This is a genomic window from Ralstonia sp. Ralssp110 (genome assembly GCF_047325135.1).
GTDB lineage: Bacteria > Pseudomonadota > Gammaproteobacteria > Burkholderiales > Burkholderiaceae > Ralstonia > Ralstonia mojiangensis.
Genome location: NZ_CP168610.1, coordinates 1,085,631 through 1,101,481, shown reverse-complemented (window position 1 = coordinate 1,101,481; position 15,851 = coordinate 1,085,631). Strand labels below are relative to the sequence as shown.

The window sequence follows — 15,851 nt, the reverse complement described above, 5'->3', positions numbered from 1 at the left end:
ACGCCCGCTCCATGACGTTTCGCAAACTGCTGATCGCCAATCGCGGCGAGATCGCCATTCGCATTGCCCGCGCAGCCGCCACGATAGGCTTGCCGTCCGTCGCTGTTTATTCCGAAGACGATCGCGACGCGCTGCATCCACTGCGCGCCGATGAAGCTGTGCCCTTGCCCGGCACCGGTCCGCGCGCATATCTCGACGGTGCGGCCATCCTCGCAGCCGCACGCGCCGTCGACGCCGATGCGGTGCATCCCGGCTATGGCTTCCTGAGCGAGAACGCTGCCTTCGCACGCCAGTGCGCGCAGGCAGGCGTGCAGTTCATCGGACCGTCACCGCGCGTGCTCGATCTCTTCGGCGACAAGGCACGCGCGCGGGCACTTGCGCACGAGGCCGGCATTCCCATCGTCAGCGGCACGCAAGGCGCGACCACGCTTGAAGATGCGCGCGCCTTCTTCGCCGCGCTGCCGCCCTCGCACGGCATGATGATCAAGGCCGTGGCCGGCGGCGGCGGACGCGGCATGCGCGCCGTGCACGATGCGCAAGCGATTGCCGACGCGTATGCGCGCTGTGTTTCTGAAGCCACCGCCGCGGGTGGTGTCGGCGACGTCTATGTCGAAGCGCTCGTGCCCGCACCGCGCCATATCGAAATCCAGATCGTTGCCGATGCACATGGCCACGTCATGCATCTCGGCGAGCGTGAATGCAGCCTGCAACGCCGTCACCAGAAGCTGATCGAGATCGCGCCCAGCCCCGCGTTGGACGACGCCCTGCGCACGCGCATCGCTGACGCTGCCGTCACGCTCGCCAAAGCGGCGGGTTACACCGGCATTGGCACATTCGAGTTCCTCGTGGAAGGGGCAGGCACGCCGCACGCCACGTTCTACTTCATGGAAGCCAACCCGCGCGTGCAAGTCGAACACACCGTCACGGAGATGGTGACGGGCGTCGACCTGGTGATGACGCAACTGGCCCTGGCGCAAGGTGCTTCGCTCGCCGACCTGGGGCTTGCCCGGCCGATCGCCCCTCGCGGCCACGCTGTGCAAGTGCGGATCAATGCCGAGACGATTGATGCATCCGGACAACCGCACCCGTCCACCGGCATGCTCACCGCCTTCGAGCCGCCCAACGGCCCCGGTGTGCGCGTCGACACCTGCGGCTACGCGGGCTACCGTCCGAACCCGCGCTTCGATTCGCTGCTGGCCAAACTGATCGTCCACGCGCCGCACGGCACATATGCGCAGACGCTGACACAGACGTACCGCGCGCTGTGTGAGTTCCGCATCGAAGGACTGGCCACCAACAAGCAGCTGCTGCAAGACCTGCTGCAAGATGCCGACGTGCAGGCCAATGCCGTGCACACGCAGTTTCTCGATGCGAAGCTCGCCGACTTGGCCGCCGGCAACGGCGAAACCCATCCCGCCCTGCATGCCACGTCGGTCGCCACCACCGATCTGACACCCGCGACCTCATTTGTCGATGAGCTTCCTGACGACGCTGAAGTCCTCACCGCGCCGATGGATGGCGCGCTCATCCAGATCCATGCAGAAGCCGGCGCCACGGTCGCGCGCGGCGAGGTGCTCGCTGTGATTGAAGCGATGAAGATGGAGCACGTCGTCATCGCGCCCGCGGCCGGACGCGTGCTACAAGTCTGCGCTCGGTCAGGCGCAACGGTGCGCGAAGGCCAACCGCTGGCCGTGCTGCAGCCCGGTGATGCGCAGCATGACACCGCTGCGGCCAATGCCAAGATCGACCTCGACCACATTCGCCCCGACCTGCAGGCCGTCATCGACCGCCATGCATTCGGCCTCGATGCAAACCGCCCGGACGCCGTTGCCCGCCGCCGCAAGACCGGCCAGCGCACCGCGCGCGAGAACATCGATCACTTGTGCGACGCCGGCTCATTCATCGAGTACGGCGCGCTCGCCATCGCCGCGCAACGTCAACGGCGCGCGCTCGATGACTTGATTCGCGCCACACCGGCTGACGGCATCATCACCGGTATTGGCACCGTCAACGGCACGCACTTCCCGGATCAGGACGCGCGCTGCATGGTGCTCGCGTACGACTACACCGTGCTGGCCGGCACGCAAGGCACCTTCAACCACAAGAAGACCGACCGCGCGCTGGAGCTGGCGCAGCAATGGAAGCTGCCCGTTGTGCTGTTTGCCGAAGGCGGCGGCGGCCGGCCGGGCGACACTGAAAAGCGCGGCGTCAGCGGCCTGGACTGCCCGACCTTCATTCATTTCGCGCGCCTCTCGGGGCTGGTGCCAACCGTCGGCATCGTGTCGGGCCGCTGCTTTGCAGGCAATGCCGCGCTGCTGGGCTGCGCTGACGTGATCATCGCGACGCGTGACGCCACCATCGGCATGGGCGGTCCGGCCATGATTGAAGGCGGCGGCCTTGGCATCTACGCGCCCGAAGAGGTCGGCCCCGTGAGCGTGCAGGCGCCCAATGGCGTGATCGATGTCCTGGTCGAAAACGAAACCGAAGCCGTGGATGTCGCGCGCCGTTACCTGAGCTATTTCCAGGGTCCGCTCGCCAACTGGGAGGCCGGCGACGTGCGCCACCTGCGCCACGCGATTCCCGAAAACCGCATGCGCAGCTACGACATGCACGCCGTGATCGACGCGCTGGCCGACACAGGCTCCGTACTGGAGCTGCGGCAGGCCTTTGGCGTGGGCATCATCACCGCGCTGATCCGTATCGAGGGTCGCGCCTTCGGTTGCATTGCCAACAACCCGCGCCACCTGGGCGGCGCTATCGATTCTGCAGCGGCGGACAAGGCGTCACGCTTCATGCAGTTGTGCAACGCGTTCGATCTGCCCATCGTCTCGCTGTGCGACACACCGGGTTTCATGGTCGGGCCGGACGCGGAGAAGACCGCCACAGTGCGCCACGTCAGCCGCATGTTCGTGACGGCGGGCAACCTGCGCGTGCCCTTCTTCACCGTCGTGCTGCGCAAAGGCTACGGCCTGGGGGCGATGGCCATGGCGGCAGGCGGTTTCCACGCGCCGTTCTTCACCGCGTCGTGGCCGAGCGGCGAATTTGGCGGCATGGGCATCGAAGGCGCCATCCGCCTGGGTTACCGCAAAGAGCTGGAAGCGGTGGAAGACCTAGCCGAGCGCGAGGCGCTGTTCCGCAAGATGGTCGATGCCGCCTACGAGGAAGGCCGTGCGCTCAACATCGCAAGCTATCTCGAAATCGACGCCGTAATCGATCCGGCCGATACGCGTCGCTGGCTGTTGCGCGGGCTGCAATCGACGCCGCCTGCGCAGCCGCGGCACGCGCGCGACCCAGCCACGCGCCGCTTCATCGACACTTGGTAGACGAGAACACACACAAGGAGGAGACATGCCCGCAGTGATCCGCTTTGCCCGTCCCTTGTCCGCATTGACTTGTGCCGGGGCGCTGTTGTGGGCACCACTGACCTACGCCGCCGACCCAGCCCCGATCAAGGTGGCGTTCATCGATCAACTGAGCGGGCCGCTCTCGAATGTGGGCGAGCAGTTTCTGGCAAATCTGAAACTCGGCATCGACGACGCCAACGGGCAACCGCAGGGCGTGCTGAACGGCGCCCGCTACGAGCTGACGACCTATGACAACAAGCTGTCGGCACAAGACAGTCTGTCGGCCCTGCAAAGCGCCATCGACGCCGGGGCGAAGATCGTCTTCACTGGCGGCTCGGGCTCATCCGTGGTGGCCGCCATGGTGGATGCCGCCACCAAGCACAACGAGCGCAATCCGACCAAGCGCGTGCTGATCATCAACTACGCGTCGATCGATCCCGATCTGACCGGCGCGCATTGCAGCTTCTGGCACTTCGCCACCGAAGCCAACACCGCGATGAAGATGCGCGCACTGGCCAATTTTGTGAAAACGCAGCCCGATATCCGCAAGGTCTACTCGCTGAACCAGGACTACGCGCACGGGCGGCTGTGGGCATCCTTGGGCAAGCAGATGATCTCGGCTGCGCGGCCCGATGTGCAGTTCACCGGAGAGACGCTGCACCCGATCGGCAAGGTGAAGGACTTCGCGCCCTACGTCTCGAAGGCCAAGGCGACGGGCGCTGACACGCTGCTCACCGGCAACTGGGGGCAAGACCTGAACCTGCTTATCAAGGCTGCGGGTGACATGAGCTACGACGTGCGCTATCTGAACCACAGCGGCGCAGGCGCCCCCGGCACCGTGCTAGCCGTGTCGCAGGCCAAGATCGGCAAGGTGACCTGGGTATCGGAATGGACGCCCGGCAACGGCAACGCGCAACTGATGCAGATGGATGCCCGCGTGCGCCAGACGCCCGCCAGCGAACACTTCGCCCCGCGCACCGTGTTGTCCGTCGAACTCGTGACGGACGCCATCCGCAAAGCCAATTCCACCGATCCGCTGAAGATTGCGCTGGCGCTGGAAAGCATGCAGAAGCAGAGCTTCCTGGGTGACGTCACGATGCGCAAGGTCGATCACCAGTTGCTGCTCCCGCAGGTGGTATCAACGATCGCCCCGGTGGACGGGAAGACCGTCAAGGTCGGCTACGACGGCACCCAATGGGGCCACAAGACCGAGAGCACGACCCCGGCCAAAGACTTGGACCTGCCGACCACCTGCAAGATGAAGCGGCCGGCGGGCGCTTAACCGATCAATCCAAAATCAATCAGCGCGGTCCGTGCGCAGCGGGCCGTACTCGATCGGCACCCATGCGAAGGCGTTGCCGTCCCGGCGCACGTGCCCCAGGCCCGGGAACGGCAGATGTGCGCCGGCCACCCAGAGCTTGTCCCGCGCGGCTTCCGCAAACAGCTTGCGGCGCGAGGCAACGGCCGCCTTCTTGTCGACGTCGTATTCGAATGCGACCTCTGGATGCTGGAATTGCACCGCGTGGCTGTGCACGATATCGCCCCACACCAGTAGGCTATGTCCCTTTGATGCAAACAGGTAACCGCTGTGCCCCGGCGTATGCCCGTTGGCGACGACCGACCGCACGCCCGGCACCACCTCATCGCCCGGCTTGAACTGCTTGAGCTTGCCTGCGGCCGCGTACGGGGCCACCGAGTCGCGTGCCATCTTGAAGAACGGTTGCATGTCGCTCGGCTTGGAAGCGGCGATCGTTTCGCTCAACCAGAAATCGGCTTCCGGCGCGGCCACATACACCTGCGCATTCGGAAAGGCCGGCTGGCCTTGCGGCGTCAACAGGCCGCAAGCGTGGTCCGGATGCAGGTGCGTCAACAGTACGGCGTCGATCTGCTCGGGCTGGTAGCCGGACGCACGAACGTTGCCGGCCAGGCCGCCCATCGTCGGGCCGAAACACGTGCCCGAACCCGTGTCGACGAGGATGCGTTTGGCACCCGTGTCGATGAGAAAACCGTTCACCGCCGTCTGCATGCCCGGCGTGTTCGATACAAACATCCGCGCCAGCAGGCTCTGCACCGATTGCGCGTTCATGCCAAGCAGGGTCTTGGCAGGCAGATCGGTGTAGCCGTCGTAGAGCGCGGTCACCACATCGTCGCCGAGCGCCATGCGGTAATAGCCTGGCACTTGGGTGCGTTGTTGCGTTGGTGCGGTGGCGGCAGATGCCGGCGTCTGGGCATAGGTGGATCCGATGGACGCCACCATCGCGGCGGCCACGGCGACTGAAGTAAGCAAACGCATGTCTTGGCTCCCGGAAAAGACCGCTGCCCCGGTGCAGCGGCAAAAGCCGGATCATGCCACCGCCGCAGCACTTTGCATTGCCGCCATTGGCGACAGGGGTATTGCCCAGAGAGAAATACGCGCCCCAAAAGAAACAAGGCCCGACATGCCGGGCCCATGCTTCAGACCAATCGACGGCGGCTGCGCAACCGCGCGTCAACCGGGTACGTGCTTATTGCACGTGGAACTTCGGCGTCGATACCACCGTGCCGCTCACCGTGCAGTCCGGCGTGAGCAGCGCGTTGGTGAACGTGAGCGACGAGTTCGGGTCATTCCAGGCGGTCACGACCTTGCTGGGGCCACAGCTGCCCAGCAGGAACACGCTGACCCCTGCGTTGTTGATCGACAGCTGGGTGGTGCTGTCGGCCTGGCCGGTCCACGGGGTCGTTCCCGAGATGAGGCCGCACGTCCCACCGCCGGTAAACGATGTGGACGTGATGTTGACGATGCCCGAAGGCGTGATCGTACCGGTGAAGGTCGCTGTGCAATTGGCGCTGATGGAGCCTTTGGACAGCGTGGTCTGGCCGGTGACCGAGAATGGCTCGCCATTCGGGTTCATCGGTTGACCATCGACACGCGATACGGTGACGGCAAGTGCGGGTGTGGCTGCTACGGTGGCAAGTGCGAGTGCAACTGCAAGAGATACGACTTTACGTGTGCTCATTTATTGCCTCACTAGAACTGACGGTAGAAACCGCCTTAAGAATGCGGCGCAAACCGGTTCCCGCTCGATTCACGCCGCGCCAATTAGCCAGGCGCAGACAGCCGACACCCGGCTAAAACTTGTACGACACCCCAACGAACGTGATGATCGGATTGGCCTTCAGCGTGGTCTTGGTGGTGGCAAGCGTGGTGCCGTCCGACGCCTTGATGACAGTTGCCGCTTCGGTCTTGAGCGGCAGGTACGACACCGTCGCCGTCAAGGCCCATTGCTTGTTGATCGCGTAGCTCGCCCCGAGGTTGAAGATCGGCGCCCACGAGGAGGACGATTTCCCTTCGACATACGTCGGCCCGGGCTTGCCCGCACCCGCTGCCAACACGCTGCCCAGTTCGCGATTCACCGCCGCCGCAAAGTACGGATTCAGCTCGATGTTGGTGAAGAAGCTGTAGACCACGCCCACACCCACGAACGGACGGAACGTCGACTGCGCGTGCCCGAAGTACCACTGCAGGATGACCCCGGGACTCCACTGGCGCGCCTTGCGCACGGCCGGCTGATTGGATGGATCGTCCAGATCGACGTGGCCCAGTGCGCCTGCAGGCCCGGGCGCGCGGATCACGCCATGCCCGGTCAGCTTGAATTCGGGCGGCACGCCGGCAATCGTGGTCAGCGCGATGTTGTCGGTAAAGAAATGCGTGAGCGTCAGGCCCAGCGTGTTGGCGTTGCTCACGCGCAGCCCGCTGTTGGGCGAGGTGAAGCTACCCGGCAAGCGCAGCGGATCATTGATCGGCGCATTGATCACGCTGGTGGTCAGGTTATTGCTCGAGTCCTGCGGCATGATGTGGAACCAGCCCACCGTCGCCACGTTGTCACCGGCCTGCTGCGCCATGGCGCCTGCGGAAGCGCAGGCCGCCATCAATGCGACAGTCAGTTTCTTCATGATGCTTCCTCCTGTTGTTCTGAGCGGAGCGCGGTTGTCTGTGCCGCGCCCCGTGGCGTGTTATTCCGGAAACGTCACTGCACGAAGGCGCCCACCGTGAAGTACGGGTTCTTCGTATCGCTCATATCCAGGAAGCCGAAGGTCTTGCCGGTGAAGATCAGCTTGCCCGTCGGGGCCGAGCCGGCAGGTGCGCTGGTCTGCGTGGTGCGGATCACGCCCGGGACGGCTTGTGTGAAGTCGAGGTTCAACGGTCGCGCCAGCGCTGCCTGCGACGCATTGAACGGATCGAGCATCGTGGCCTGCGCACCCACCAGCGCCGTGGCACGGTAGTTGAACGTGCTGTCTACACCCGTGTATTCGCCGTCTTGCGAGCCCTGCGCGATGTTGCCGACCGGCGCCATCATCGAAATGCCGGACTCGTCATCTGCCACAGGCGGGCCCGCTGTCAGATCGGAGTTGGCCGCACCCACGCGAATGAAGATCGGCACGAGCTGGCCATACAGCTTGCCCACAATCATCACGCCCTTGCCCGCCTTGGCCGGATCCAGCGACGACACCGTGGCCGGCACTTGCGGCTGATAGTTCAGCGTGGTGAAGGCCGGTGCATCGCCGCGCAGCGTCAGCTTCTGGTTGACCGTCGCGCTTGATGTCAGGCAGGCCCCGCCGTTCTTCACGCCCAAGTTGTCGCACTCGGTGTAGGTGCCGTCCGCGTTGATGGTGAAACGCGCGTCGACCGCCTGCTGCGAGAAGTTCTGCGACGGCACCTGGTGGTAACCCAGCTGGTTGTAGTTGCCCGCGATCTTGTTCAGATCGGTCTCGGTGTTCGAGAAGCTGATGAACGGGTAATACGGGAACGTGGTCTGCGGAATCTTGCCCACGCCAACGATGCCGTCGAACTGGATCGTCGCGCCCGGAATCGTGCCGCCCAGCACGCCCTGCCCAAGGAAGAACCGCGCCGGACGGCTCGGATCGAGGCTTGCGTTATTCAGGCGGAATGCGCACTGGTTCAGCTTCTCGGTCGGCAGCGCCGTTTCCTGCGTGAGCGTGCCGGTCTGCACGTTGTTGGGGGCCGTATCGCGCGTGGGCGCGACGGTGCCCGTCTTGACCGGAATCGGCGAGGCCAGATACGTGATCTGGTACGTCATCTTCGTCGTGTCGAGCTGCACCTTCACGAGTTCGCCCGAGCCCGACCCGCCGGTGAATACGGTGTTGTAGTCGATGGCCTGCGGACACAGGCGCTGGATCACCGGAGCCGGAGAATCATCTCCGCCACCTCCGCAAGCTGTCACCATCGGCGCGCACGCGAGCACGACCAACCATTTACGCCATTGCATTTGCGTCTCCTCCATGTTGTTGTTCAGCCGCGGCAGCGCAGCGCGCACACGTCACGCACGCCGCCGCATGTGGTTTCGTTGCTGCGCGCTTCACTGGACGAATGCACCGACCGTGAAGAACGGGTTGTACTTGTTGTTGTTCATGAGCATTGCGTACACGTTGCCCACCTTGACGGCCACGCCGGTGTCGCCCGCCTTGAACAACGCGACGTTGCCGCTGGCGCCTTGCGCGTTGAAGTCGTTCTGCGCGGTCACGATCAGCTTGCCTGGCGAGGTTTGCGTGTAGTCCAGGCCGAACTGCGCTGTCACACGCGAAGTGAGCGGGTTGATGAAGGCCGCGGTGCCGTTCTGGAACAGCGTGGAGGTGTAGTTGGCGGCCAGCGTCGATACGGCCGTGCCATCGCTGCAGTTGCCGGCATTGGCGTGGAAGAAACCGCCGCTAAAGGAGCCCGACAGTTCCGGGTGATCGATCGTCGCGTTCAAGCCGTTGCCGCTGGCAGGCGCACCGCTCGGGCCGTTGTTGGTGACCACGCCGCATGCCGAGCCGCTGGTCGCCCCGACATAGCCACCCTTGAGTGCATTGGCCGGGATCGCGGTTGCGGGCGAGAGGATCGAGATACCGATCTGGTCATCCGCCACCGAAGCCAACAGGTTCGTCGCATCGCTATGCGAGTAGCCGACACGGATCACCACCGGCACCACCTGCCCGTTCAGCTTGCCTGCGATGAGAATGCCCTTGGCCTGGCTTGGCGCCAGCAGCACCAGCGGCGAGACCTGGCCCACATACGGATACGGCACGCTGCTGCTGGTTGGGTTGCTGACGAACACATTGTCTTGCGAGCCATCGGCGTTCTGACGCAGCGTCCAGGGCGTACCCGTCGTGTGGCACGAATAGTCGATGCCTTCCGCGGTACACGTGCCGTCGGCATTCAACGTTTGCGTCCAGTTGACAGCGTCGGGCTGCCAGCCTTGCGGTGCGGAGGTCTGGCTGCCCGAGCCCGTGGGCGTGACGTGCACACCCACCTGGTTGTAGCGTCCCGCGACCTGCGAGAAGTCCGTCACGGTCTCGGAGAAGCCCAGGAACGGATAGAAATCGAACGTTCGCGAAGGCACTGCGCCAATCACGACGCCGGGAATCGGCTGGATGCCAGCAAATTGGATCGTCGCTCCCGGAATGCCGCCCCCCACGATACCCTGGCCGACAAACAACATCGGCGGGTCTTGCGGATTGACGGTGATGGCGTAGCTACTGTCCGCCGTCTTGCCGGACTGCAGCACGAAAGCGCAGCGGTTCTGCTCGGGGGTCGGCAAGTTGGTCGGATGAACGAACGTGCCGTCGATGGTCAACCCCTTGCGGGTCGTATTGATCTGCCCCGCCGAAGTCGGCACCGACGATTCCAGAAACTGCATCTGGTACGTGTTCTTGCTCGTATCGAACTTGACTTTGATGTACTCGCCGCTGCCAGAGCCACCGGTGTACGTGGTCGTGTAATCCAGCGCCGCCGGGCACAGGCTAGTCGGCGTGCTGGGTGTGGTGACCGCTCCGCTAGGAGGGCAGGAACTGCCCGAACACTGCGCAACATCCGACGAGCCGGGGTCGTCCGCCCCACCGCACCCGCCAATGAACGGCATGGCCACAATGCAACTGGTTGCCATGACAACAAAAAGATGACGTCGACTACCCATGGTTGTCTCCTCACGTTTTGGAACTTGTTGTGTTTTGGGCCGGCGAATGTGTGCAACGGCCGGTCAATACCCCCGCCTGCCGGCAAATGGCAGCCGACAGCGCACGACCTGCCCCGTCGGCAGATCGACCCGCAAACTACAAAAACGACGGACGAGCTTTGGTTGCGTTACCCGCTGGTTTGCCGGGTATCACGCAGATCGGCTGGGTGCCGATCCCAAGAAATCGAGCTAACGCTGCTAGCGTGGACGAGCCGCGCCACCGCTGCTGCAGTGACGACGATGGCGATGACGCGCGGGGGCACGCGCAGAAGCGGAATGCTGGAATGGCCCGTTTTGAATGCGTAACATCCTGTGTCTCCGAAGGATACGCCACTGGCTATTTACTTATCGTTATGGCCGAAACTATGGTCCGCTCAGAGTATGAAGTAAATAGAGATTTCATTCAAAACAGCGGCTGCAATCCCCCGCGCAAGTAGGCGCGGCGCGGTTTGACGGTTTTTCAAACGAGGGAATGAAACGGTTTCGTTTGAAGCGTTTTAAACTCCCCCCTCCATTTGGGGGGAATGACGGCGCAATACGGCGTTATTCAATTATTTCGAAATGAATATATTTCGCCAACACCCATCTGGGTAGCAAAATACGATCCCGCGACGATAGCGCGCGCAAAGGCGAGAGAAAGCCGCCGGATAAAAACGGCACGCAAACGCGGAGAAGGGAAAAAGCGGGAGAAGAAAGATGGTGGGCCGGGTGGGATTCGAACCCACGGTGTCCTTTCGGAGGCGGATTATGAGTCCGCTGCCTGCAACCAGCACGGCGTCCGGCCCCGTGAAACGGGAAAAAAAGAGACCCGGCGCTTAGGCCGGGCCTGGTGCGGGATTTTACCTGAAAGTGGGCGCAAGCCCACTCGGAAAATCGCCTGCTTCGCTACAGAATCAGCTGCCTTCCAGGAAGCTCTTCAGCTTGTCGGAACGGCTCGGATGGCGCAGCTTGCGCAGTGCCTTCGCTTCGATCTGACGGATACGCTCGCGGGTCACGTCGAACTGCTTGCCGACTTCTTCCAGCGTGTGGTCGGTGCTCATTTCGATACCGAAGCGCATGCGCAGCACCTTGGCTTCGCGCGGCGTCAGCGAATCGAGCACGTCCTTCACCACGCCGCGCATGGAGCCATGCAGCGCCGCTTCGGCGGGAGCCAGCGTGTTCGTGTCCTCGATGAAATCGCCCAGATGGGAGTCGTCGTCGTCACCGATCGGCGTTTCCATGGAGATCGGCTCCTTCGCGATCTTCATGATCTTGCGGATCTTGTCTTCCGGCATCTCCATCTTCTCGGCCAGCGTTGCCGGATCCGGCTCGTTGCCGGTTTCCTGCAGGATCTGACGCGAGATGCGGTTCATCTTGTTGATCGTCTCGATCATGTGCACCGGAATACGGATGGTGCGCGCCTGGTCGGCGATCGAACGCGTGATGGCCTGACGGATCCACCACGTGGCGTACGTCGAGAACTTGTAGCCGCGACGGTATTCGAACTTGTCCACCGCCTTCATCAGGCCGATGTTGCCTTCCTGGATCAGGTCGAGGAACTGCAGACCGCGGTTCGTGTACTTCTTGGCGATCGAGATCACCAGACGCAGGTTGGCCTCGGTCATTTCACGCTTGGCCTCACGGGCGCGGCGCTCGCCTTCCGACATCTTGCGGTTGACGTCCTTCAGCTCGGTCAGCGGCAGCACCACGCGCGCCTGCAGGTCGATCAGCTTTTGCTGCAGTTCGTGCACGGCCGGCACGTTACGCTCGACGATGGTGCTGTACGGCTTGCCGTCAGCCACCACGGTCTCGATCCACTTCAGGTTCGTCTCGTTGCCCGGGAAGCGCGCAACGAAGTCGCCGCGCGGCATACCGCACTTGTCGACCACGATGTTCAGGATGGCGCGCTCGAGTTTGCGCACTTCGTCCACCTGGCCGCGCAGCGTGTCGCACAGGCGCTCGACGTTGCGTGCGGTAAAGCGGATCGTCATCAGCTCGGCCTGGATGGCTTCCTGCGCCTTCACGTAAGGCTTGGATTTGTAGCCTTCCTTCTCGAAAGCACGACGCATCTTGTCGAACTGCTCGCCGATCACACCAAACTTGATCAACGCGGCCTGCTTGAGCTCTTCGAGTTGACGGGCCGAGGCTGCGGCAGCGCCGGCGCCTTCATCGTCCTCGTCCTCCTCTTCGTCGCCCTCTTCTGCGGCTTCCTCTTCCTCGAATTCCTCTTCTTCCTCAGCAGCAGCGGCTGCATCGGCTTCAGCGTTCGGGTCGATCAAGCCATCGATGTACTCGTCGATCTTGGCTTCGTCGTTGGCCACGCGCTCGCCCATGGCGAGGATTTCGGAAATGGTGACCGGGCACGCCGAGATCGCCATGACCATGTCCTTCAGGCCGGCTTCGATGCGCTTGGCGATCACGATTTCGCCTTCGCGCGTCAGCAGCTCGACCGTGCCCATTTCGCGCATGTACATGCGGACCGGGTCGGTGGTGCGGCCGAATTCGGAATCAACCGTCGACAGCGCGGCTTCAGCTTCTTCTTCAGCCTCTTCTTCCGTGGTCACGGAAGGTGCGTTGTCGTTCAGGAGCAGCGTTTCAGCGTCCGGCGCCTGCTCGTACACGGCAACGCCGATGTCGTTGAGCGTGGCAACCAACGTTTCCAGCGACTCCACGTCGACCATGTCGTCGGGAAGGTGGTCGTTGATTTCAGCATAGGTCAGGTAGCCGCGCGATTTGCCCAGCTTGATCAGCGCCTTGAGCTTCTGGCGGCGGGCCTCGAGCTCTTCTTCCGAACCGCCTTGCTGCGAGGCAGCGAATTCCTTGAGCAGGGCTTTTTCCTTGGCCTTGCGGTCACGGGCCTTCAGCTTTTCGGTTTTCGGTGCCGGAGCGGCGGGGGTGTCAAATTCTTCAGTCACGTCCGTGCTGCTGTCGTCGTCTGCCTGCGTCTCTGCCTTGGGCTTGCGGCCGCGCTTCTTGGGCTCGGCTGCTGCCTCGGCGCGGGGCGCAGGAGGAGTTGTAGGGGTGGCCTCTGCCTGGGCGGTGCGCTTGGTGTCTTCCGCAGTTGCCTTAGCTGGCTTGGCTGCGGTGCTGGTACGAGCGGTACCCGTCTTGGTTGCGCTTGCGCTGGCAGTGGTCTGCTTGCTCTCGACTTCGGTAACTTTCGATTTCGCCACGGTGGTTGTCTTGCCCTTGAGTGCGACGGAAGCGGCTGTGCCGCCAGGTCTGGCGCTCGTGCTCATCGACGTCGAGACCTTGCCTGAGGTTGAAGATTGGATCGCGCCCTTTGTGCGCGCTGTCGGTTTGACAGTCTTGGCAGCGACGGCGATATCGGCGGTCTGGCGCGGCTGGGTTTTCCCCGTCTTTGCCGGCGCAGTGGCCTTCACCCCTGTCGATCCTGCCTGCCCTATATGGGTCCGACCATTCGCGACTTTCGCCGTTCCCGCTGGTGTCTTTCCTCCTCCGGAGCCGCGCGCCGATGAGGATCGCTTGGCAGAAACAGAAGCAGGACTGGCCTTGGAACCGGCCTTCGCGGAGGTCTTCACCTTCACCATGGGCACGCTCACTCCCCCAAAAATGGGAAAAAGGACTTGCAATCCAAACCGGCTATTCTAGCACGCCAGACCAAGCCGGTCTAAACGAAAATCGGGTTTTCGCCTGAAAAATCAAGGGGCTACCCGCAATTGCCCGCCCCGCTTGGAGCTTGGCGCTGCGGCTTATGCGCTACACGAGCTGCCGACGGCGGCTGATTTCGCCCACCAGCCAGCGCATGCGCTCCTTGTCGTCATCGCCGGCATGGCCGGCTTCCATCTTCCGCTGCAACATCTCCAGCTCGCGCTTAAGTGGCTCGGCCAGCATCTTTTGTACGGCGGTATCGAATTCGGAAATGGCTGGCTCCAGCTCGATATCATCCTGGAGCACGGCGGTGCGCAGCCCGGCAAAAGCTTCGGCATAGGGCGTCTGTCCCAGACGCTCGACAAAGGCTCCGAAGTGCACTTCCGGACCCACGGCGTCGCATTCTGCCAGCAGCCCCGCCAATACCTCACCTTGGGGCAATTGAGGCGCAGTCAACTGGGTGCGGGCATCAGCGTCGAGCCGTGCGGCCAGTGCGGGATAGCGCATCAGGAGGCGCAGCACCTTCTGCTCCAGCGCAGTGGGTGCAGTGCGCGCCACGCGGGGTCGCTTCTGCGTCATGCGGCCTGCTTGGGCCGGGTCGCTGCGAAGGCCACATAGCGCCTCGATGTCGGCGGGCGTGGTGCCGGTCATGTCGGCCAGGCCACGCACGATCTGCAGGCGCAGGCCGCCGGCGGGCATGGCGCTCAGCAGCGGCTTGGCTTCGTATTGGGCGCGAGCACGACCCTCGGGTTGACGCAGGTCGAGGTCTTCGGTCACGGCCTGCAGCAGGAAGCGCGACAGCGGCATGGCGTTGTGCACTTCACGGGCAAAGGCTTCGGTGCCCTCTTCGCGCACGAAACTGTCCGGATCGTGCTCGGAGGGCAAAAAGAGGAACTTGATCGTCTTGTTGTCGGTGGCGTGCGGCAGGCAGGCTTCGAGCGCACGGCGTGCAGCCCGGCGCCCCGCGCTGTCCCCGTCAAACGAGAAGATGACGGTATCGACCTGCCGCAACAGCTTCTGCACGTGGATCGGCGTACAAGCCGTGCCCAGCGTCGCCACTGCATTGGCAAACCCGAGCTGCGCCAGCGCGACCACGTCCATGTAGCCTTCCACGACCAGCACATAGTCGAACTCGCGGATGGCGTTGCGCGCCTCGAACAGGCCGTACAGCTCGGTTCCCTTGCTGAACAGCGGCGTTTCGGGAGAGTTGAGATATTTCGGTTCGCCCTGCCCCAGCACCCGGCCACCGAAGCCGATCACCACACCCTTGGTATTGCGGATGGGGAACATGATGCGATCGCGAAAGCGGTCGTACCGGCGGTGCGAGCCATCGGCGCTGGTCTTTTCGCTTTCGATGACGAGCCCGGCCTCAATGAGCGGTGCAGCGGTGGCGTCTTCGCGATACGGACCGAACACGGCTTCGAGCGATTGCCAGTCGTCCGGCGCATAGCCGAGGCCAAAGTGCGCGGCAATCTCGCCGGTCAGGCCGCGGCCTTTGAGGTATTGGATGGCGTTGGGGGCGCCGCGCAATTGCTTGCGGTAGTGATCGCAGGCGCGCGCCATGACGTCGCCGAGTGCGACCGTCTTGGCTTGCTGTTCGGCACGCGCGGCAGGCGGCAATCCACCGCGTTCTTCGGGCACAACCATGCCGACGGACTGCGCGAGGTCCTTGATGGCCTCGACGTACGACTGCCCGGAAAACTCCATCAGGAAGCCGATGGCCGAGCCGTGCGCGCCGCAGCCGAAGCAGTGATAGAACTGCTTGGTGGGCGACACCGAGAACGACGGCGACTTCTCGTTATGGAAGGGGCACAGCCCCATGAAGTTGGCGCCGCCCTTCTTCAACTGCACGTAGCGGCCCACCACGTCGACGATATCGACGCGGTTGAGCAGGTCGTCAATGAACGGCTGCGGGATCACGCGG

The 15,851-nt window shown here is 63.5% G+C and carries 10 protein-coding genes and 1 tRNA gene; 3 read left to right on the top strand and 8 right to left on the bottom strand.

What is annotated here, in order from left to right; all coding sequences use genetic code 11:
* The first annotated feature begins 11 nt into the window (after positions 1-11).
* Together ACEN9T_RS13850 and ACEN9T_RS13845 are read left to right on the top strand one after the other, a co-directional pair.
* Complete coding sequence (locus ACEN9T_RS13850; protein ID WP_413707999.1) at positions 12-3,323, top strand: carboxyl transferase domain-containing protein; 3,312 nt, start codon at positions 12-14, stop codon at positions 3,321-3,323.
* Positions 3,324-3,348: 25 nt separating this feature from the next.
* Positions 3,349-4,626, top strand: coding sequence for a branched-chain amino acid ABC transporter substrate-binding protein (locus ACEN9T_RS13845; protein WP_413707998.1), 1,278 nt, complete (start codon positions 3,349-3,351; stop codon positions 4,624-4,626).
* 15 nt (positions 4,627-4,641) lie between these two features.
* Here the strand turns inward: ACEN9T_RS13845 and ACEN9T_RS13840 are convergent, their stop codons facing one another.
* The 7 genes from ACEN9T_RS13840 to rpoD form a co-directional block, all read right to left on the bottom strand.
* Positions 4,642-5,637: an MBL fold metallo-hydrolase gene (locus tag ACEN9T_RS13840; RefSeq protein WP_413707997.1), complete on the bottom strand. Its 996-nt coding sequence runs from the start codon at positions 5,635-5,637 to the stop codon at positions 4,642-4,644.
* A gap of 211 nt (positions 5,638-5,848) precedes the next feature.
* Positions 5,849-6,340 carry a hypothetical protein gene (locus ACEN9T_RS13835; protein WP_092969277.1) on the bottom strand — a complete coding sequence of 164 codons (492 nt, stop codon included), beginning with the start codon at positions 6,338-6,340 and terminating at the stop codon, positions 5,849-5,851.
* Positions 6,341-6,452: 112 nt separating this feature from the next.
* Positions 6,453-7,277 carry an OmpW/AlkL family protein gene (locus ACEN9T_RS13830; protein ID WP_004631054.1) on the bottom strand — a complete coding sequence of 275 codons (825 nt, stop codon included), beginning with the start codon at positions 7,275-7,277 and terminating at the stop codon, positions 6,453-6,455.
* 74 nt (positions 7,278-7,351) lie between these two features.
* A complete protein-coding gene (locus tag ACEN9T_RS13825; RefSeq protein WP_092970666.1) occupies positions 7,352-8,611 on the bottom strand; it encodes a DUF2957 domain-containing protein in 1,260 nt (419 codons plus the stop codon).
* 90 nt (positions 8,612-8,701) lie between these two features.
* Positions 8,702-10,297, bottom strand: a complete 1,596-nt coding sequence (locus ACEN9T_RS13820) for a DUF2957 domain-containing protein (RefSeq protein WP_413707996.1) — start codon at positions 10,295-10,297, stop codon at positions 8,702-8,704.
* Between the two features lie 736 nt (positions 10,298-11,033).
* Positions 11,034-11,121 (bottom strand) — tRNA-Ile (locus tag ACEN9T_RS13815).
* Between the two features lie 108 nt (positions 11,122-11,229).
* Entirely contained in the window at positions 11,230-13,554 is a 2,325-nt protein-coding gene (gene rpoD / locus ACEN9T_RS13810) for an RNA polymerase sigma factor RpoD (RefSeq protein WP_254775589.1), read from the bottom strand.
* Here rpoD and ACEN9T_RS13805 point away from each other — a divergent pair.
* Complete coding sequence (locus tag ACEN9T_RS13805) at positions 13,547-13,927, top strand: hypothetical protein (protein ID WP_252691012.1); 381 nt, start codon at positions 13,547-13,549, stop codon at positions 13,925-13,927. The genes rpoD and ACEN9T_RS13805 overlap by 8 nt on opposite strands.
* Positions 13,928-14,035: 108 nt before the next feature.
* Here the strand turns inward: ACEN9T_RS13805 and dnaG are convergent, their stop codons facing one another.
* On the bottom strand, positions 14,036-15,847 hold the full coding sequence (dnaG, locus tag ACEN9T_RS13800; RefSeq protein ID WP_092969271.1) for a DNA primase: 1,812 nt from the start codon (positions 15,845-15,847) through the stop codon (positions 14,036-14,038).
* Between the last annotated feature and the right edge of the window lie 4 nt (positions 15,848-15,851).

Excerpts from the sequence above, each read along its gene's own strand:
- ACEN9T_RS13850 (WP_413707999.1), top strand. The coding sequence starts at position 12 with ATGACGTTTCGCAAACTGCTGATCGCCAATCGCGGCGAGATCGCCATT.
- ACEN9T_RS13845 (WP_413707998.1), top strand. The coding sequence starts at position 3,349 with ATGCCCGCAGTGATCCGCTTTGCCCGTCCCTTGTCCGCATTGACTTGT.
- ACEN9T_RS13840 (WP_413707997.1), bottom strand. The coding sequence starts at position 5,637 with ATGCGTTTGCTTACTTCAGTCGCCGTGGCCGCCGCGATGGTGGCGTCC.
- ACEN9T_RS13835 (WP_092969277.1), bottom strand. The coding sequence starts at position 6,340 with ATGAGCACACGTAAAGTCGTATCTCTTGCAGTTGCACTCGCACTTGCC.
- ACEN9T_RS13830 (WP_004631054.1), bottom strand. The coding sequence starts at position 7,277 with ATGAAGAAACTGACTGTCGCATTGATGGCGGCCTGCGCTTCCGCAGGC.
- ACEN9T_RS13825 (WP_092970666.1), bottom strand. The coding sequence starts at position 8,611 with ATGCAATGGCGTAAATGGTTGGTCGTGCTCGCGTGCGCGCCGATGGTG.
- ACEN9T_RS13820 (WP_413707996.1), bottom strand. The coding sequence starts at position 10,297 with ATGGGTAGTCGACGTCATCTTTTTGTTGTCATGGCAACCAGTTGCATT.
- rpoD (WP_254775589.1), bottom strand. The coding sequence starts at position 13,554 with ATGAGCACGAGCGCCAGACCTGGCGGCACAGCCGCTTCCGTCGCACTC.